This is a genomic window from Micromonospora lacuserhaii, assembly GCF_036902735.1.
Lineage (GTDB): Bacteria > Actinomycetota > Actinomycetes > Mycobacteriales > Micromonosporaceae > Micromonospora.
The window spans coordinates 1-16,839 of sequence record NZ_JBAKHO010000045.1 but is presented as its reverse complement, the minus strand read 5'-3'; the positions used below and the strand labels follow the sequence as shown (position 1 = coordinate 16,839).

Below are 16,839 nucleotides of genomic sequence, written 5' to 3'. Positions count from 1 at the left end.
CGCCGGGCCGGGTGACCCGAGGGTCAGAGGCGGATGCCGAGCAGGGCGTCCACGGTGTCGGCGAAGAGCTTCGGGGCGTCCGCGTCGTCGGCCACGCCGGCCAGGGCCTGCGCCGCCCACTCGTCGGCCAGCGCGATCGCGCCGGGGCTGTCGAGGTCGTCGGCGAGGCGGGCGCGTACCCCGGCCAGGAACGCCGACCCGGACGGCCCGGCGGGGGCCGCGGCCGCCCGGCGCCAGCGGTCCAGCCGCTCCAGTGCGGTGGTGAGCAGGTCGTCGGTCCAGGAGCGGTCCGCGCGGTAGTGGCCGGACATCAGCGCCAGCCGGACCGCCATCGGGTCCACCTGGTCGGCCCGCAGCCGGGAGACGAAGACCAGGTTGCCCCGGGACTTCGACATCTTCTCGCCGTCCAGGCCGATCATGCCGGCGTGCACGTAGTGACCGGCGAACGGCGTCTGGCCGGTGAGCCGCTCGGCGTGCGCGGCCGAACACTCGTGGTGCGGGAAGAGCAGGTCGTTGCCGCCGCCCTGGACGTCGATCCGGTCGCCGAGCAGCTGCAGCGCGATCACCGCGCACTCGATGTGCCAGCCCGGGCGGCCGGCGCCCAACTCGCCGCCGGGCCAGGACGGCTCGCCCTCGCGGGCACCGCGCCAGAGCAGCGGGTCCAGCGGGTCGCGCTTACCGGGCCGCTCCGGGTCGCCGCCGCGCTCCGGGAAGATCTCCAGCATCTGCTCACGGGTCAGGTTGGACTCGTAGCCGAACGCGGGGGCGGCGCTGATGTCGAAGTAGACGTCGCCGGTGCCGTCGTCCAGCCGGTACGCGGCGCCGTCCTTGAGCAGGACGAGGACCTTCTCGGCGATGTCCGGGATCGACTCCACCGCGCCGACGTAGTGCGCCGGCGGGATGATCCGCAGCGCCTCCATGTCCTCGCGGAACAGCGCGGTCTCCCGCATCGCGAGGACCTTCCAGTCCTCGCCGTCGCGGGCCGCGCGCTCCAGCAGCGGGTCGTCGATGTCCGTGACGTTCTGCACGTACCGCACGGGCAGCCCGGCGTCGCGCCACATCCGCTGCACCAGGTCGAACGTGATCATGGTGGCGGCGTGGCCGAGGTGGGTGGCGTCGTAAGGGGTGATCCCGCAGACGTACATGGTGCCGGCGCCGTCCGGCCGGCTGGGGTGGGCACCGCGCCGCGCCGAGTCGTACAAGCTCAGTGGCGCACCGTCACCCGGCAGCCGTGGCACATCGTGTCCCGCCCAAGACTCCATGACCGTCAGCCTAACGAGCCTCCGGCCGCCCGGGAGCGGCCCCACGGGTGATCAACGTGACAGCCGCTCACATCGGTGGCCAGGGCATCGACGGCCACTCCTCCGGCGGCAGCGGGAAGTGCCCGCCGGCACGCAGCCGGTCGATCCGGGCGGCCACCTCGCCGACCTCGCCGATCGTCAGGTGCTCGGCCAGCTCCTCGCCCAGCTCCCCGGCGACCTGCCCGGCCAGCCCGTCGAGCATCTCCACCGCGTCCGGGGGGAGCTGTCGGCCGGCCCAGCCCCAGAGCACGGTGCGCAGCTTCTCCTCCACGTGGAAGCAGACCCCGTGGTCCACGCCGTAGAGCCGGTCGTCCGGGCCGACCAGCACGTGGCCACCCTTGCGGTCGGCGTTGTTGAGCACCGCGTCGAGGACGGCCAGCCGGGCCAGCCGGGGGTCGTCGGCGTGGGCCAGGGCGTACGCGGCGCCGTCGTCGTCACGCGCCGCGGCCACCGGGAACCAGCGCGGCGGCACCGCCTCGGCGGGCACGAACCCGACCAGCGGCTCGGCGTCCTCCGGCTCGTCGATCCAGAGCTGGCAGGAGCCGGGGCCGAACGGGCCGTCGCGCAGCACGGTCGGCGGGACCAGATCCCACCCGGTGGCCCGGGAGACCAGGTACGCCGAGACCTCCCGACCGGCGAGGGTGCCGTCCGGGAAGTCCCAGAGCGGCCGCTCCCCCCGGACCGGCTTGTAGACGCAGCGGGCGCTCTGCCCGTCCAGGGTGAGGATGCCGCGCAGGGTGGTGTTGGAGGCGTCGACCAGCCGACCCTCCAGGGTCAGCTCGCCGTCGCGCAGCAGCCGGAGCGCCGCGCTGCCGTCCAGGCGCCGCAGCTCCGACGAGGTCACCGGTGGTAGCCGTTGTGCCGGGGGCAGAGGTGACCGGCCGGATCCAGCGGCTGGCCGCAGAGCGGGCACGGCGGCCGGCCGGCGTTGACCACCCGTTTGGCCCGCTCGATGAACTCGCGGGTCGCCTCGGGAGTCAGTCGCACCCGGAGCCGGTCGAGGTCCTCGTCCGGCTCCTCGTCGTCGTCCTCGTCGTCCTCGTCGCCCAGCTCGACCTCGGCCTCCACCTCGCCGGCGGCGATCGCCTCGATCACCACGGTCGCGCTGTCGACGTCGAAGGCCAGCCCGAGCGTCCCGACCCGGAACTCCTCGTCGACCGGGGTGTCCAGCGGGTCGTTGTCGCCGACGGCGGTCACCGCCTCCGGCAGGTCCACGCCGAACCGGCGCTGCGCCTCGGAGAGTAGCTCCTCCAGCTTCTCGGCGAGCAGGGACACCTGGACCTTCTCCAGCGCGACGCTGACCAGCCGGCCACCGCCGCGCGCCTGGAGGAAGAACGTGCGCTCCCCCGGCGGCCCGACGGTCCCGGCGACGAACCGCTCCGGCGGTTCGAAGGCGTGCACCTGGTGGGTCATACCCACGACCCTATCCGGCCCGTGGAGGCGTCGCGCACTGCACCGACGCCGGTTCAGCCGAGGGCGAAACGCCGGGGGCCGCCCGGCCCGCCCCGGGCGTGGCGACCCGGCTCACCCCGCCGCCCCCGCGCCACCGCCGACCGCGGCGTCCGAGTCGGTCGGCTTGGTGGCCCGCCGGCGCCGCTTGCGCGGCGGCGGCACCAGCCCGGCCAGGTCGCCGCCGGTGTCGTTCAGCCGGACCAGGAAGGGCCGCAGCGGGGTGTAGCGGATCGCGGTCACCGAGGCCGGGTCCGCGACGATCCGCTGGAACAGATCCAGGTGTACGCCGAGCGCGTCCGCCACGATGGCCTTGATCACATCGCCGTGGCTGCACGCCAGCCAGACCGCCTCCGGACCGTGCTCGGCGCTGACCCGGGCGTCCCAGGACCGGACCGCGGCGACCGCCCGGGCCGACATCTGGGCCATCGACTCCCCGTCGGGGAAGACCGCGGCGCTCGGGTGCTGCTGCACCACCGGCCAGAGCGGCTCCTTGGCCAGCTTCTTCAGCGGCTGCCCCTCCCAGGCGCCGTACCCGCACTCGATCAGGCCCTCCTCCACCACCGGTTCGGCCTGCGGCAGCGCCAGGTCGAGGGTCTGCCGGCAGCGGATCAGCGGGCTGGTCACCACCGCCGCCAGGGGCAGCCCGCGCAGCCGCTCGCCGACCGCGCTCGCCTGGGCCCGGCCGGTGTCGTCCAGCTCGACCGGCTGGCGCCCGGCCAGCCCCCCGTCGGCGTTCGCCGTCGTCCGGCCGTGTCGCAAGAGCAGAAGGGTCGCCACGACACCACCCTAGGTGCCCCGCACGTGCGACGGCCCCCGGCACCGGTGGTGTCGGGGGCCGTCGCGGCGGGGCCGGCTCAGGTGGCGCTGATCGTGCCCGTCAGCAGCAGCGACAGCACCAGCGTGCCGAGCGCCACCCGGTAGAGCACGAAGACGTACAGGGTGTGGTGCGCCACGTAGCGCAGCAGCCAGGCGATGGCCGCGTAGCCGATGCCGAAGGCGATCAGCGTGGCCACCACCGTCTGGGCCACGCTGGGTACCGAGGTCCCCGGCGCGGCCGGCTCGAACACGTCGCCGATGCTGAACACGCCCGACATGACCACCGCCGGGATGGCGAGCAGGAACGAGTACCGGGCCGCCGTCTCCCGGGTCAGGCTGAGCAGCAGGCCGGCGGTGAGGGTGCCGCCGGAGCGGGACACCCCGGGGATGAGCGCCATCGCCTGGGCGAAGCCCATCACGATGCCGTCGCGCATCCGGAAGTTCTCCAGGGTGCGGGTCTGCCGCCCCCAGTACTCGGCGAAGGCCAGCACGAAGGCGAAGACGATCAGCGTGGTCGCCACCACCCACAGGTTCCGGCCGGCGGTGCGGATCTGGTCCTTGAACACGAAGCCGAAGAGCCCGATCGGGATCGAGCCGACGATCACGTACCAGCCCATCCGGTAGTCGAGGCTGGAGCGCACCGAGCGGTCCCGGATGCCCAGCAGCCAGACCCGGGTGATCCGCCAGATGTCCTTGGCGAAGTAGATCAGCACCGCCGCCTCGGTGCCGAGCTGGGTCACCGCCGTGAACGAGGCACCCGCGTCCCGTTCGAAGAAGATCGCCGAGGTGATCCGCAGGTGACCGGACGAGCTGACCGGGAGGAATTCGGTGAGCCCCTGGACGATGCCCAGGACGATGGCCTCGACCCAGGTCACTCGCCGACCCCGGAGAGGTCCAGCGCCTCCGCGACGGTCCGCAGGGTCTGCACGCCGCTGTCCCGGTCGGCGACGAAGAGGGTCACCGAGAGGGTGGTGACGCCGGCCGCGGCGTACTCCCGCATCCGCTCGGCGATGCGCTCCTTCGGGCCGAGCAGCGAGGTGCGGTCGATGAACTCCATCGGGATCGCGGCGGCGGCGTCGCGCTGCCGCTTGGCCAGGTAGAGATCCTGGACCTCGCGCGCCGCGTCGCCGTAGCCCATCCGGGTGGCGAGCTGGTTGTAGAAGTTCTGCTGCCGGCTGCCCATCCCGCCGACGTAGAGCGCGGCGTACCAGCGGACCATCTCGGCGCAGGAGGCGACGTCGTCGCCGACCACCACCGGGACCGAGGGCACCACGTCGAACCCGGCCAGCTCCTTGCCGACCTTCGCGCGGCCGGCCCGCACGGAGGCGAGCTGCTCCTCGGCGAACTCGGGGGCGTAGAAGACGGCCAGCCAGCCGTCGGCGATCTCGCCGGCCAGCTCCAGGTTCTTCGGGCCGACCGCGGCGAGGTAGATCGGGATGTGCTCGCGCGGCGGGTGGAAGCCCAGCCGCAGCGCCTTGCCGGGCCCGTCGGGCAGCGGCAGGGTGTAGTGCTCCCCGTCGTACGCGACCTCCTTGCGGGCCACGGCGAGCTTGACGATGTCGACGTACTCGCGGGTCCGCGCGAGCGGCTTGGCGAACCGTACGCCGTGCCACCCCTCGGAGACCTGCGGGCCGGAGACGCCCAGGCCGAGCCGGAACCGGCCGCCGGAGAGCGCGTCGATGGTGGCCGCGGTCATCGCGGTCATCGCCGGGGTCCGGGCGGGGATCTGCATCACCGCGCTGCCCACGTCGATCCGCTGGGTCTGGCCGGCCATCCAGGCCAGCATGCTGGGCGAGTCGGAGCCGTAGGCCTCCGCCGCCCACACCACTGAGTAGCCGAGGCGGTCCGCCTCCTGGGCGAGCGCCAGGTGATCGGCCGGCGTGCTCCACGCTGTCTGGTATCCGAGGCTGAGCCCGAGTCGCACTGATCCTCCCCCATCCCGCACCACAGGTCGCATCAGGTTACGCAATACCGGCCGTGGGACCGATCACCGGCTCACCCCAGCGCCCCGGGGGCCGCCGATCGTCCCCGCCGGGCGGTCCGGCCCGTTCGGGCCCCGCTGTCGGGGACGCGACGGGCGAAGATGCCGGGAGCGAGGATATCGGTGACGCCACGTTCGAAATAAGGTTCACCCATGCAGCAGCGACCGCTCGGCCGAAGCGGGCTGGCGGTTTCCCGGCTCGCGCTCGGCACCATGACCTGGGGCCGGGACACCGACGCCGACGACGCGGCCGCCCAGCTGAAGAGTTTCCTCGACGCGGGCGGCAACCTGGTCGACACCGCCGACGTGTTCGGCGACGGCGACGCCGAGTCGGTGCTCGGCGAACTGCTGGACACCCTCGTCCCTCGCGACGAGGTGCTCATCGCCACCAAGGCCGGCCTGCGTCCCGGCAGCGGCCGGCGGCGGGACGGGTCCCGTGGGCACCTGCTGCGCACCCTGGACGCGTCGCTGCGCCGGCTGGGCACCGACCACGTGGACCTGTGGCAGGTGCACGGGTACGACCCGGACACCCCGCTGGAGGAGACCCTGGCGGCGCTGGACCACGCGGTGGCCAGTGGCCGGGTCCGCTACGTCGGGGTGTCGAACTTCTCCGGCTGGCAGACCGCCCGGGCGGCGGCCTGGCAGGCGGCCTGGCCGGGGCGGGCCCCCGTGGTCGCCGCCCAGGTGGAGTACTCGCTGCTGGAGCGGGGCGTGGAGCGGGAGGTGCTGCCCGCCTGCGCGGCGCTGGGGCTGGGGGTGCTGCCCTGGTCGCCGCTCGGGCGGGGGGTGCTGACCGGCAAGTACCGAAACGGCCGGCCGGCGGACTCCCGGGCCGCCTCCGCGCACTTCGAGCGGTTCGTCGCCACCTACCTGGAGCCTCGCTGCTCCAGCATCGTGGAGGCGGTCACCATCGCCGCCGGCGGGCTGGGGGTGTCGCCGATGGAGGTGGCGCTGGCCTGGATCCGGGACCGGCCGGGGGTGACCGCGCCGATCCTGGGCGCCCGCACGGTGGGCCAACTGCTCGGCGCGTTGCAGGTGGAGCGGATCACGCTGCCCGAGGAGATCACCACCGCGCTGGACGACGTCTCGGCCGTGCCGGTGGGGTACCCGGAGCGCGACGGCTGACCGGGGGGCGTCGCGGGCGACTGCGGGGCAGCTCGGGTCGTGACGGGACGAGGCCCGGGCCTCCCGCTGCCAGTAGGTGAGGTCGTTTCGGACGGTCACGGTGTCGGGGTGATCGGGGTGGTCGGGTCGAGCCCCTTGTGCCGCAGTTCGACGATCAGCTACGCCAGTGGCTCGGACTGATCGGGGTCAGCAGCTAAATCATTGTCCTGGCATTGACTGCGTTCGCTGTCGCCTCGTGGATTGGGCCGACGAAGCGGGCCGTCTCGGGCGCGCGTACCGCATACCGCGCGGCAGGCTCTGGCTTCTCCAAGGCAGTCAGCATGTCGCCCATAAGGCGTCTTCTTGCGGTTTTCGCAACTGTCCTGGTGCCAACCGCTCAGCTGTCTCTGCTGCTTCTCTGCTACTTCGAATGGAACGTAGCGTCCGTCTTCCTTCGCCAGGACTCTGCCCGGTCGGCTGTTTTGGAACACCACATCCGCAGAGCGATTTTTAACCGCGAGTTTGAGGGCCTGTGGAGTGCTCTTGTGCTGGGGCCTGCCAGGCTTCGGTCAGTGGATCACGCCTGGTTGTTGAGATGTGGAGACCACTGCGACGTCAGTAGCCCACCACTCCTGGAAGGACGGCGCCACCGACTGCGTCACCGGCTGAAGCCGGAACCGGGCGTCCGGGACCACTCGTGCCGACACCACCCCGCACGACCGGCGGACGCGGCGCGGGTCACCGGCGAGGGGGGTGGCGAAGGGCCGCCGGGCTGGGCAGCATGGTTCACATGGACTACGAATACGCGCCGCTGCGGCTGCCGCCGAACGTCGACCGGTTGACCGCCGCGGCGCAGCTGGCGATCCAGGCGGAGTTCTCCGGATGGGAACTGGCCCGGGTGCAGCTGTTCCGGGACGGCACGCGCAAGGTGATGCTGCGCCGCCGTCGGGTGAACCAGCCGCAGCCGGGCCTCTCCTACTGACCCGGGGCACGCCCCCGGCGTACCCCGGACAAGCGCCCGGGCCCGGACCGTGCGGTCCGGGCCCGGGGCGACGCGGGCTCAGTGCTGGTGGCCGGCGTGGTCGTGCTCGTGGTCGTCCTCGTCCAGGAACGGGTGCTCGTCGAGCCGCCCGACCAGCCGGTCGTCGGCGGCCGGCTGGAACGGGCCCACCGGGTCGTCGTCGTCGAAGGACTCCAGGTCCACCGGGGTGCCGACCTCGCTGACCATCACCACGCCGTCCAGCGGCTCCAGCTCGGGCACGTCCAGCGCGCTCAGCGAGCCGTCGCCGCTCTGCAGCAGCTCCAGCACCGCCTCGCCCACCCCCTCGACGGGGGCCGGCTCGTCCTCCTCCGGGGTGCCCTCGCGGCGGGCGATCTCGGCGACCCGGAGCAGCGCCGAGACGCTCGGCACCCGGTAGTCGCGGCGCTGGCGCACCGAGATGACCCGCGGGTGCGGGTCGGTCGCCTCGGCGCCCTCGACCCCGCCGAACCGCTCGTCCGCCTCGTCCGGGTCGATCGACTCCACGTCCCACGGGGTGACCTCGCCGAACGCGTCCAGCAGCTGCTCGTCGTAGGCGAACGAGGCGTTGTTCAACGCGACGTACGCCTGCCAGACGTCGTCGTCGTCGATCCGGCCCTTGGCGGCGCGGACGGCCGACAGGTGGGCCCGGGCGGCGTCGATCACGCGCTCCAGGGCAGCGTCCAGCTCATCGTGCTGGTCGGTCATGAGGCAGTCCCTTCGACTGTGGGGGGAAGGTGCGGCACCGGGGTCGGTCAGCAGTTGCGGAGGAACCGGTCGAGGACCCGCACGCCGAACTGTAGTCCGTCGACCGGGACCCGCTCGTCGATGCCGTGGAACAGGGCGGAGAAATTGAGGTCGGCGGGCAGCCGCAGCGGGGCGAAGCCGAAGCAACGGATGCCGAGCTGGGAGAAGGCCTTGGCGTCGGTGCCGCCGGAGAGCATGTACGGCACCGGCCGGGCGCCCGGGTCCTCCGCGCGCAGCGCTGCCGACATCGCCTCGACCAGGTCACCGTCGAAGGTGGTCTCCAGGGCCGGCTGGCGCTGGATGTACTCGATGTCGATGTCCGGGCCGACCAGCTCGCGCAGCTGCCGCTCCAGCATCTCCGACTGCCCGGGGAGGCTGCGGCAGTCGATGGTGGCGGTGGCCCGGCCGGGGATGACGTTGTCCTTGTAGCCGGCAGCCAGCCGGGTCGGGTTGGCGGTGCTGCGGATGGTCGCGCCGATGATGTTGGCGATCGGGCCGAGCTTGGCGATCGCGGTCTCCGGGTCGTCCGGGTCCAGCGCGACGCCGAGGACGTCGGAGACCTCCTCCAGGAACGCGCGGACGGTGGCGGTGACCGTCACCGGGAAGCGGTGCCGGCCGATGCGGGCGACCGCCTCGGCCAGCGCGGTGACCGCGTTGTCGTCGTGGATGAACGAGCCGTGGCCGGGGCGGCCCTTGGCGTGCAGGCGCAGCCAGTCGATGCCCTTCTCGGCGGTCTCGATGAGGTAGAGCCGGGTGGCGTCGTTCACCGAGTAGGAGAAGCCGCCCACCTCGCCGATCCCCTCGGTGCAGCCGTCGAAGAGATCCCGGTGCCGCTGGGCGAGGAAGTGCGCGCCGTAGTCGCTGCCGGCCTCCTCGTCGGCGGTGTAGGCCAGCACGATGTCGCGCGGCGGCCGGACCCCGGTGCGCTGCCAGTGCCGGACCACCGCCAGCACCATCGCGTCGAAGTCCTTCATGTCGATCGCGCCGCGGCCCCACAGGTAGCCGTCGCGGAGCTCGCCGGAGAACGGATGCACCGACCACTCGTCGGCGTCGGCGGGGACCACGTCCAGGTGGCCGTGCACCAGCAGCGCGTCGCGCCCCGGATCGGCGCCGGGGATCCGGGCGACCAGGTTCGCCCGACCGGGCGCGGACTCGTGGATCTCGCTGTCGATGCCGACCTCGGCGAGCTTCTCCGCGACGTACTCGGCCGCCCGGCGCTCACCGGCGCTGGTGTCGTTGTCGCCGGTGTTGGTGGTGTCGATGCGCAGCAGGTCACGGCAGAGGTCGACGACCTCGTCGGTGGGGTCGGGTCGGGCGGAGGCGACGTCGGGGGTCATCGGCTCTTTCTACCAGCAGCGGGTCCGCGACGAACCGCGCCGGCCGCCGCCGGAGTTTCACGATCATCGGGTACGGGTACCGCGTCGGCGTCCCCGCACCGCCCGTCGTACCGGCCGTGACGCGTGCTCCGGCCACCGTCGAGGAGGGCACCATGACCGTCCCCCTGCCCCCGCTGCCGCCCACCGCCGACGCCGCCTACCGGCCGGGCGGGCGCAGCATGGCCGACATCGCCGACACCGAGCACCGGCAACTGCTCGGCCTGGCTGACCAGGCCACCGACCCGGACCTGCCGCCGGACCGGCGCCGCCAGGTGGTGGAGGTGCTCACCGCGGCGCTGTCCCGGCACCTCTCCGCCGAGGAGCAGTACCTCCTCCCCGCCGCCCGGGCCGCGGTCCCCGAGGCGAGCGAGCGGGTGGACCGGGAGATCGAGGCGGACGCGGCGCTGCTCACCGCGCTCAAGGCGCTCACCGGCCCGGACGACCCGGCGCTGGCCGACGTCGCCGACCGGGTCCGCCGGCACGTCCAGGCGGTCGCCGCGCTGATCACCCCGTTGCGCGAGGTGGCCACCGACGCCGAGCTGATCCGGCTGGGCAACCGGTGGGAGATCGCCGAGGAGGCGGCCCCCACCCGGCCGCACCCGGGCACCCCGTCCGCCCCGCCGTGGAACCGGATCGTCGAGCCGGCGGTGGGCGTACTGGACAAGGTGCGCGACGCGGTTTCCGGGCGGCGGACGTACCTGGCCGACCTGAAGCGGCGTACCCGCGACTGAGACATCGGCGAACGCCGATCCGATCGGGCCCTTCCGCCGACCGGCGCGTGGTCCTACCGTCACCGTATGAACCTCGAGCTGCGGCACCTGCGGGTGGTCTGCGCGATCGCCGAGACGGGGAGCGTGACCAAGGCGGCGTCGACCCTCGGGCTGGCCCAACCGGCGCTCACCGCCCAGCTGCAGCGTATCGAGCGGACCCTCGGCGGGCCGCTGTTCGAACGGGACCGGCGCGGCGCGCGCCCGACCGCCCTCGGCGAGCTGGTGCTCGCCCGGGCCCGGGTGCTGCTGCCGGCGATGAAGGGCCTGCAGGACGAGGCGGCCCGGCTGGCCGGCGCCGACGACACCCTCGGCCGGTACCGCTTCGGCGGGGTGAACAGCCCGATCCTGGGCCGGCTGGTGCACCGGCTCGCCGCCGAGCAGCCGCAGGCCCAGCTGAGCACGTACGCCTCCTGGTCGGCCGGGGAGCTGGCCGCGCTGGTGGCGGGCGGGCGGCTCGACTTCGCGCTCACCGGCGTCTGCGGTGACGCCACGCCGTCGGCCGAGTTCGGGCTCTGCTGGCAGGAGGTGGCCGTCGACCCGGTGCTGGTGCTGCTGCCGGCGAGCCACCCGATGGCCGGGCGGGACGAGATCGACCTGGCGGAGCTGCGCCGCGAGCAGTGGGTGGCCGCGCCGGGCGACGGCTGCTTCGGCGACTGCTTCGCCGCCGCCTGCGCCCGCGCCGGCTTCACCCCCCGCAAGGTGTACGAGACGGACGTGCGCGGGTGCGTGGACCTGGTCGACGCCGGCGAGGCGGTGGCGCTCTGCCAGGCCACCTTCCGGCCGGTGGACGGCCTGGTCACCCGACGGCTGGCCGGTGTGCCGCTGCGCTGGCGGCTGCTGCTCGGCTGGCACCCCGACTCCCCCGCCGCCGGGGTCGCCGAGCTGGTGCTGGAGACGGCGGTGGCCGCGTACACCGACTCGCTGGCGCCGCACCCCGACTACCTGGCCTGGCTGCTGCGCCACCCCGGGTTCGGGGCCCGGCCGGCCGGTGGGGGTGCGAATCGCCTGACGGCGGGTACGCCGGGCGCATGACCGATCTCTACCCCGCCGCCGACCAGCGGGAGCTGCTGCGTCAGGCGGCCGCCGCACACTCCGCCGCCGTCCGGGACGTCGAGGCGTTCCTGCGCCGGCTGCCGGAGGTGCCCGCCGCGGCCGACATCACCGAGTACGCCACCCTGCTCGCCAGGGAGGAGCAGACCCGCGGCGAGCGGCAGGCGACCGCCGACGCCGCCGGGCTCCAACTGCCCAGCGTGGGCACCGAGCAGTAGGGCCCGCCCACGACGGCACCCGGGACCACGGTGGTCCCGGGTGCCGACGGCCGTCGCCTCAGCGTTCGACCAGGACGTCGTGGCCCAGGTCGAGCAGGGAGTGCCGCCACTCGTCGTCGGCGTTGCCGCGGCGCGGCTTCTCCGCCGACAGCGCGCGGATCTGGTCGATCGCCGCCCGCATCACCTCGATGTCCTCCGGGGTCAGGTCCACCTTGCGCTTGCTGAGCACCCGCAGGATCTGCCGGCCCGGCTCGGGCAGGTTGAGGTCCGGGTTCGGCCCGAACGACTCCTCCCCCGAACCCCGGGTCAGCAGCCACTGGCGCAGCTGCTCGGAGGGGACGTTCACCTCGGCGTGGAAGTCGTCCCAGATCACCTCGACCTCGGGGTCGATTCGCTGCTCGCGTGCCATCACGCCTCCTCTTCCGGTGGCCCGGGCGGCGCCGGGTCCCCGTCGTCGGTCTGCTGCTTCAGGCCCTCCGGCGGCACCTTGACCCGGGCCGGGTTCGCCGTCGGTGGCGAGAGGATCGGTTCGCTGCGTTCGGCATGCTCCTCGGTCTGCTCGCGTTCGGTCATGTCCGCCCTCCGGCTCAACGGGGATGGGAGGTGGTGGCGGCGGTGTAGCCCCGCTCACCGGCGCCCACGTCGAAGGTGAGCTGTCCGTCCCGCGCGTCGACGGTGACCTTCTGCCCGGGCGAGATCCGGCTCTCCAGCAGCATCCGGGAGAGTCGGTTGTCCAGCTCCCGCTGGATCACCCGGCGCAGCGGCCGGGCCCCGAACTCCGGCTGGTAGCCGTGCTCGGCGAGCCAGTCCACGCCGGCCATGGTGAACTCCACCTGGATGTCCTGGGCGTGCAGCCGGCGTCGGGTGTCCTCCAGCAGCAGTCCGGTGATCTGGCGCAGCTGCTCGGCCTCCAGCCGCTGGAAGATGATGGTCTCGTCGATCCGGTTGAGGAACTCCGGGCGGAAGTTCTCCTGGAGCCGGCGCATCAGCCGCTCACGCAGCTCGTCGGCCTCCTGCTGGCCGCCGGGCGCGCCGACCCCGAAGCCGACGGTGCGCTGGCTGCCGGTGATCAGCTCCGACCCCAGGTTGCTCGTCATGATCAGCACGGTGTTCTTGAAGTTCACCGTCCGGCCCTGGCTGTCGGTGAGCCGGCCGTCGTCGAGTACCTGGAGCAGGATGTTGAAGACGTCCGGGTGCGCCTTCTCGATCTCGTCGAGCAGCACCACCGCGTACGGGCGGCGGCGCACCGCCTCGGTGAGCTGGCCGGCCTCCTCGTACCCGACGTAGCCGGGCGGCGCCCCGACCAGCCGGGACACGGTGTGCCGTTCCTGGAACTCGCTCATGTCGACCCGGATCATCCGGTCGGCCTCACCGAAGAGCGCCTCGGCCAGGGCCCGGGCCAGCTCGGTCTTGCCGACCCCGGTCGGACCGAGGAAGAGGAAGCTGCCCATCGGCCGGTTCGGGTCGGCCAGCCCGGTCCGCGAGCGGCGCACCGCCTCGGCGACCGCGCTGACCGCGGCGTCCTGGCCGACCACCTTCTCGTGCAGCTGGCCCTCCAGCCGCAGCAGCCGGTCCCGTTCCTCCTCGGTGAGCTGGGCGATCGGGATTCCGGTGGCCCGGGACACCACCTCGGCGATCTCCTGGGTGCCGACCGACGGGACGTGGTTGCCGCCCTCGTCGCCCTTGGCCCGGCGTACCTGCTCCTCGATCTCGGCGAGCCGGTCGCGCAGGCTGGACGCCTTCTCGTACTGCTCGTCGGCGACCGCCTGCTCCTTGTCCCGGCGCACGTCGTCGAGCTGCTGCTCCAGCTCCCGCACGTCAGAGGCGGGGGTACGGGTGCGCAGCCGGACCCGGGCGCCGGCCTGGTCGATCAGGTCGATCGCCTTGTCCGGCAGGAACCGGTCGGTGACGTACCGGTCGGAGAGCTCGGCGGCGGCCACCAGCGCCTCGTCGGTGAAGCGCACCTGGTGGTGCGCCTCGTACCGGTCGCGCAGGCCGCGCAGGATGGCGACGGTGTCCTCGACGCCGGGCTCGGGCACCAGCACCGGCTGGAACCGGCGGGCCAGCGCGGCGTCCTTCTCGATGCTCTTGCGGTACTCGTCCAACGTGGTCGCGCCGATCACCCGCAGCTCACCGCGGGCCAGCGCCGGCTTGAGCATGTTGGAGGCGTCCATGCCACCCTCGCTGCCGGCGCCGCCCGCCCCGACCAGGGTGTGGATCTCGTCCAGGAAGACGATCAGCTCGTCCCGGTGGGCCCGGATCTCGTCGATCACCTTCTTGAGCCGCTCCTCGAAGTCGCCCCGGTAGCGGGTGCCGGCGACCAGGCCGGCCAGGTCGAGCTGCACGACCCGCTTGCCGAGCAGGGTCTGCGGCACGTCGCCGTCGCAGATCCGTTCGGCCAGCCCCTCCACGATGGCGGTCTTGCCGACGCCGGCCTCGCCGATCAGCACCGGGTTGTTCTTGGTCCGGCGGGACAGGATCTCCACCGCCTGCTCGATCTCGGCGGCCCGGCCGATCACCGGGTCGATCTGGTCCATCCGGGCCAGCTCGGTGAGGTCCTGGCCGTACTGGTCCAGGGTGGGGGTGCCGCGGTCCGGCTTCGGGCCGGACGTCGGGCCGCGTTCGGCGCTGGCCGCCTGCAACGACTCCGGCTGGATCCGGCCCGCGGCGAGCATCCGCCCGGCCGGCGACTCCGGGTTGAGCGGCAGCGCCATCAGGATGTGCTCGGGGCCGATGTAGTTCGCCCCCATCGCCCGGGACAGCTGGTGGGCGTCGAGCAGCGCCCGCTTGGCCGCCGGGGTGAGCGAGAGGTTCGGCGGCACCTCCCCCCGCGGGGCCCCTTCGCCCCGCCCACCGAGGGCGTTGACCAGCGCGTCGGGGTCGGCGCCGGCGCGGCGTACCAGGTCGCGCAGCGGCTCCCGCTGCAACGCCGCCCAGAGCAGGTGGTCGGTGTCCAGGTCGTTGCTGTGCTTCTCGGCGGCCCGCCGGGCCGCGTCGGCCAGCATCTCCCGGGCGTCGGCGGTCATCAGCCGGGTGATGTCGACCCGGTGGGCCGGTCGGCGTCCACCCTCACCCCGGCCGAAGTACCGGGCCAGGAATTCGTCCCACGGGTCGGAGCCGAAGTCACCGGGTCCCATCATCTCTGTCCTCCGCTGTCGGGGCGCGGCACGGTCGCCGGGGGCGACACGGGCGCGGCACGGTCGGCGGTGGCTACCCGGCGGTCGGCGCGACAAACGCCGCCGGGTGGCAGGGTGGGGGCATGGATGCTGAGCCGCTGCTGATCGTCGACGGCGCCAACGTGGTCGGCTCCCGCCCGGACGGCTGGTGGCGGGACCGGGCCGGCGCGGCCGCCCGGCTACGGGACCGTCTGGTCCCGCTGGCCGACCACGGGCTGCCGCCGGAGCTGTCGCCCCCGGTCGAGGTGGTGCTGGTGGTCGAGGGGGCGGCCCGGGACGTGCCGGGGGTGCCCGGGGTACGCACGGTGGGCGCGCCCGGTTCCGGGGACGACACGATCGTGGAGCTGGTCGCGGCCGACCCGCAGCGGCGGCGGCTGGTGGTCACCGCCGACCGGGAGCTGCGCGTGCGGGTCGGCGCGCTGGGCGCGGAGGTGCACGGCCCGCGCTGGCTGCGCGGGGAGGCCGGCTGAGCCGGTCCCGTGGCCGGGACCGGCCGACTCGGGTACGGGACCACGGCACGCCCGTCAGGGCCTTGCGCCGCACGTCAGGGCGGTAATCGGACACCCCGGTAGGAACACCGACAGGGCGGATGTTCTCTACCCGCCGGGGATACGTTGTAATGGAGATCTCCCCGCCCCCAGGAGGTCACCGTGGCGAGCGTCGCCGAGCTGAAGGCAGCGATCGATGTCGCGCTCCAACAGATCGGTGACGGGCAGACAGCCGTGCAGGCCGCCGGCGAGAAGCTCTCCGAGGCCCAGCAGACCCTCGCCGGGGCGCTGGAGGGCAGCGGGCACGAGACCGTCGAGGCCGCCCAGGCGTCGCTCACCCAGGCCGGGCAGGAGCTGGAGGAGTGTCTCGCCGCGACCCTCGTCGCGGTGGAGCAGGCGCAGCTCTACGTCGCGTCGCTGTAGCCGCCACCGTGTCCATCATCGAGGACGTCGGGGCGCAGGTCCGCGCCGCCGCCGAGGAACTGCCGCTGGCCCCGCTGGCCCAGGCGCTGGAGAAGTTCGGCCAGGCCACCGAGCGGCTGCGCTGGGTCCGCCAGGAGTCGGCCGACCCGATGGGGGTGCCGGAGCTCTCCGCCGCCGTCGAGCACGCCGAATCGGCCGGGCACGCGCTGCGGGTGGCCCAGGAACAGCTCTCGGCGTACCTGGCCGCGATCGGGCTGGCCCCCGACGGTGCGCCGCCGCCCCGGGCGGCCACCCGCGGGCCGGTCCACGACGCGCCGCGCTCCGACGCCGTACCGCCGGCCGGCCCGCCGCCGGAGCGGGAGGCCGACCCGGAGGTGAAGCGCTGGTGGTCGGTGCGGGTGGCCGAGCTGACCGGCGGCCGGGCAGGCCCGCCGGACGAGCCGGACGAGCGGGTCGGCGACTCCCGCGAGCTGCTGCGCCGGGTGGTCACCGGGATCCGCTCCGGCGACCGGGACCGGCTGCACCGGGAGCTGCGCCGGGCGCACGCCGACGTCGGTCTGGGTCTGGCGGCGATCGCCCCGCCGCTGCTGCGCGACCTCGCCGGGGAACTGCTCGGCCATCCGCCCCGCTCCGCCGACCTGGGCCGGCTCCGCGGCGAGCTGGGCGGGCGGGTCCACGACCTGCTGCCCGGGCTGCCGCCGCCGGTGCTGGAGACCCTGCTGACCCGGGTCTGCCGGATGCCCCCGCCGCGACGCGGCGAGGCGGAGCAGCCGCACGCCGCCGACCCGGCGGTGACCGCCGGGGTGGTCGCCGGGGTGCTGCTGGCCCGGCTCGGCCGGGACCTCCCCCGCGAGCCGGACCGGCCGGTGACCCGCCCCCCGCAGCCCACCGCCGGGCGGCCGGCGGCGCGGCCCCCTGC

Annotated in this window: 19 protein-coding genes; 8 read left to right on the top strand and 11 right to left on the bottom strand. The window is 73.9% G+C overall.

Annotation, left to right across the window (positions count from 1 at the left end; translation table 11 throughout):
- Nucleotides 1-23: 23 nt before the first annotated feature.
- The 6 genes from mshC to V6U81_RS22795 all read right to left on the bottom strand — a co-directional run bounded on the left by mshC (nucleotide 24) and on the right by V6U81_RS22795 (nucleotide 5,493).
- Nucleotides 24-1,262: a cysteine--1-D-myo-inosityl 2-amino-2-deoxy-alpha-D-glucopyranoside ligase gene (gene mshC / locus V6U81_RS22820; protein ID WP_334491943.1), complete on the bottom strand. Its 1,239-nt coding sequence runs from the start codon at nucleotides 1,260-1,262 to the stop codon at nucleotides 24-26.
- A gap of 67 nt (nucleotides 1,263-1,329) precedes the next feature.
- Nucleotides 1,330-2,145 (bottom strand): SCO1664 family protein, encoded by an 816-nt coding sequence (locus V6U81_RS22815; protein WP_334491942.1) that lies wholly within the window; start codon nucleotides 2,143-2,145, stop codon nucleotides 1,330-1,332.
- Entirely contained in the window at nucleotides 2,142-2,714 is a 573-nt protein-coding gene (locus tag V6U81_RS22810; RefSeq protein ID WP_334491941.1) for a DUF3090 domain-containing protein, read from the bottom strand. The genes V6U81_RS22815 and V6U81_RS22810 overlap by 4 nt, the downstream gene beginning before the upstream one ends.
- Before the next feature lie 111 nt (nucleotides 2,715-2,825).
- A complete protein-coding gene (locus V6U81_RS22805; protein WP_334491940.1) occupies nucleotides 2,826-3,530 on the bottom strand; it encodes a histidine phosphatase family protein in 705 nt (234 codons plus the stop codon).
- Between the two features lie 77 nt (nucleotides 3,531-3,607).
- Entirely contained in the window at nucleotides 3,608-4,444 is an 837-nt protein-coding gene (locus V6U81_RS22800; RefSeq protein WP_334491939.1) for an undecaprenyl-diphosphate phosphatase, read from the bottom strand.
- Entirely contained in the window at nucleotides 4,441-5,493 is a 1,053-nt protein-coding gene (locus V6U81_RS22795; RefSeq protein WP_334491938.1) for an LLM class F420-dependent oxidoreductase, read from the bottom strand. Before V6U81_RS22795 ends, V6U81_RS22800 begins: the two co-directional genes overlap by 4 nt.
- A 210-nt stretch (nucleotides 5,494-5,703) precedes the next feature.
- On the opposite strand from V6U81_RS22795, the gene V6U81_RS22790 reads away from it, so the two are divergent.
- Together V6U81_RS22790 and V6U81_RS22785 are read left to right on the top strand one after the other, a co-directional pair.
- Nucleotides 5,704-6,675, top strand: a complete 972-nt coding sequence (locus V6U81_RS22790; RefSeq protein ID WP_334491937.1) for an aldo/keto reductase — start codon at nucleotides 5,704-5,706, stop codon at nucleotides 6,673-6,675.
- A gap of 769 nt (nucleotides 6,676-7,444) precedes the next feature.
- Nucleotides 7,445-7,636: a DUF5703 family protein gene (locus V6U81_RS22785; protein WP_282341856.1), complete on the top strand. Its 192-nt coding sequence runs from the start codon at nucleotides 7,445-7,447 to the stop codon at nucleotides 7,634-7,636.
- 78 nt (nucleotides 7,637-7,714) lie between these two features.
- Here V6U81_RS22785 and V6U81_RS22780 read toward each other — a convergent pair whose 3' ends face one another.
- Both V6U81_RS22780 and V6U81_RS22775 read right to left on the bottom strand, forming a co-directional pair.
- Nucleotides 7,715-8,380 carry a hypothetical protein gene (locus V6U81_RS22780; RefSeq protein ID WP_334491936.1) on the bottom strand — a complete coding sequence of 222 codons (666 nt, stop codon included), beginning with the start codon at nucleotides 8,378-8,380 and terminating at the stop codon, nucleotides 7,715-7,717.
- Nucleotides 8,381-8,427: 47 nt separating this feature from the next.
- The gene (locus V6U81_RS22775; RefSeq protein WP_334491935.1) at nucleotides 8,428-9,756 is read right to left on the bottom strand and encodes a M20/M25/M40 family metallo-hydrolase; all 1,329 of its coding nucleotides are present in this window, start codon (nucleotides 9,754-9,756) and stop codon (nucleotides 8,428-8,430) included.
- Between the two features lie 152 nt (nucleotides 9,757-9,908).
- On the opposite strand from V6U81_RS22775, the gene V6U81_RS22770 reads away from it, so the two are divergent.
- From V6U81_RS22770 to V6U81_RS22760, 3 genes are all read left to right on the top strand, one after another.
- On the top strand, nucleotides 9,909-10,526 hold the full coding sequence (locus tag V6U81_RS22770) for a hemerythrin domain-containing protein (RefSeq protein ID WP_334491934.1): 618 nt from the start codon (nucleotides 9,909-9,911) through the stop codon (nucleotides 10,524-10,526).
- A 66-nt stretch (nucleotides 10,527-10,592) separates the two neighbouring features.
- A complete protein-coding gene (locus tag V6U81_RS22765; RefSeq protein ID WP_334491933.1) occupies nucleotides 10,593-11,597 on the top strand; it encodes a LysR family transcriptional regulator in 1,005 nt (334 codons plus the stop codon).
- A complete protein-coding gene (locus tag V6U81_RS22760) occupies nucleotides 11,594-11,833 on the top strand; it encodes a hypothetical protein (RefSeq protein WP_334491932.1) in 240 nt (79 codons plus the stop codon). Before V6U81_RS22765 ends, V6U81_RS22760 begins: the two co-directional genes overlap by 4 nt.
- A 58-nt stretch (nucleotides 11,834-11,891) precedes the next feature.
- Here V6U81_RS22760 and V6U81_RS22755 read toward each other — a convergent pair whose 3' ends face one another.
- From V6U81_RS22755 to V6U81_RS22745, 3 genes are read right to left on the bottom strand one after another with little or no spacing between them, the layout of a single operon-like run.
- Nucleotides 11,892-12,242 (bottom strand): DUF3140 domain-containing protein, encoded by a 351-nt coding sequence (locus V6U81_RS22755; RefSeq protein ID WP_334491931.1) that lies wholly within the window; start codon nucleotides 12,240-12,242, stop codon nucleotides 11,892-11,894.
- The gene (locus V6U81_RS22750; protein WP_334491930.1) at nucleotides 12,242-12,406 is read right to left on the bottom strand and encodes a hypothetical protein; all 165 of its coding nucleotides are present in this window, start codon (nucleotides 12,404-12,406) and stop codon (nucleotides 12,242-12,244) included. The genes V6U81_RS22755 and V6U81_RS22750 overlap by 1 nt, the downstream gene beginning before the upstream one ends.
- 14 nt (nucleotides 12,407-12,420) lie before the next feature.
- Nucleotides 12,421-14,973, bottom strand: a complete 2,553-nt coding sequence (locus V6U81_RS22745) for an ATP-dependent Clp protease ATP-binding subunit (RefSeq protein WP_334491929.1) — start codon at nucleotides 14,971-14,973, stop codon at nucleotides 12,421-12,423.
- Between the two features lie 119 nt (nucleotides 14,974-15,092).
- Between V6U81_RS22745 and V6U81_RS22740 the strand changes: the two genes are divergently transcribed.
- The 3 genes from V6U81_RS22740 to V6U81_RS22730 form a co-directional block, all read left to right on the top strand.
- Nucleotides 15,093-15,479: a hypothetical protein gene (locus V6U81_RS22740; protein WP_334491928.1), complete on the top strand. Its 387-nt coding sequence runs from the start codon at nucleotides 15,093-15,095 to the stop codon at nucleotides 15,477-15,479.
- A gap of 180 nt (nucleotides 15,480-15,659) precedes the next feature.
- The gene (locus tag V6U81_RS22735) at nucleotides 15,660-15,920 is read left to right on the top strand and encodes a hypothetical protein (RefSeq protein WP_334491927.1); all 261 of its coding nucleotides are present in this window, start codon (nucleotides 15,660-15,662) and stop codon (nucleotides 15,918-15,920) included.
- An 8-nt stretch (nucleotides 15,921-15,928) separates the two neighbouring features.
- On the top strand, nucleotides 15,929-16,839 hold a 911-nt coding region (locus V6U81_RS22730), incomplete at its 3' end, for a hypothetical protein (RefSeq protein WP_334491926.1).

Bases quoted from the DNA above. Each gene is read 5' to 3' on its own strand.
- V6U81_RS22810 (WP_334491941.1), bottom strand. From the start codon at position 2,714: ATGACCCACCAGGTGCACGCCTTCGAACCGCCGGAGCGGTTCGTCGCC.
- V6U81_RS22775 (WP_334491935.1), bottom strand. From the start codon at position 9,756: ATGACCCCCGACGTCGCCTCCGCCCGACCCGACCCCACCGACGAGGTC.
- V6U81_RS22790 (WP_334491937.1), top strand. From the start codon at position 5,704: ATGCAGCAGCGACCGCTCGGCCGAAGCGGGCTGGCGGTTTCCCGGCTC.
- V6U81_RS22765 (WP_334491933.1), top strand. From the start codon at position 10,593: ATGAACCTCGAGCTGCGGCACCTGCGGGTGGTCTGCGCGATCGCCGAG.
- V6U81_RS22780 (WP_334491936.1), bottom strand. From the start codon at position 8,380: ATGACCGACCAGCACGATGAGCTGGACGCTGCCCTGGAGCGCGTGATC.
- V6U81_RS22785 (WP_282341856.1), top strand. From the start codon at position 7,445: ATGGACTACGAATACGCGCCGCTGCGGCTGCCGCCGAACGTCGACCGG.
- V6U81_RS22740 (WP_334491928.1), top strand. From the start codon at position 15,093: ATGGATGCTGAGCCGCTGCTGATCGTCGACGGCGCCAACGTGGTCGGC.
- mshC (WP_334491943.1), bottom strand. From the start codon at position 1,262: ATGGAGTCTTGGGCGGGACACGATGTGCCACGGCTGCCGGGTGACGGT.
- V6U81_RS22770 (WP_334491934.1), top strand. From the start codon at position 9,909: ATGACCGTCCCCCTGCCCCCGCTGCCGCCCACCGCCGACGCCGCCTAC.
- V6U81_RS22750 (WP_334491930.1), bottom strand. From the start codon at position 12,406: ATGACCGAACGCGAGCAGACCGAGGAGCATGCCGAACGCAGCGAACCG.
- V6U81_RS22755 (WP_334491931.1), bottom strand. From the start codon at position 12,242: ATGGCACGCGAGCAGCGAATCGACCCCGAGGTCGAGGTGATCTGGGAC.
- V6U81_RS22760 (WP_334491932.1), top strand. From the start codon at position 11,594: ATGACCGATCTCTACCCCGCCGCCGACCAGCGGGAGCTGCTGCGTCAG.
- V6U81_RS22745 (WP_334491929.1), bottom strand. From the start codon at position 14,973: ATGATGGGACCCGGTGACTTCGGCTCCGACCCGTGGGACGAATTCCTG.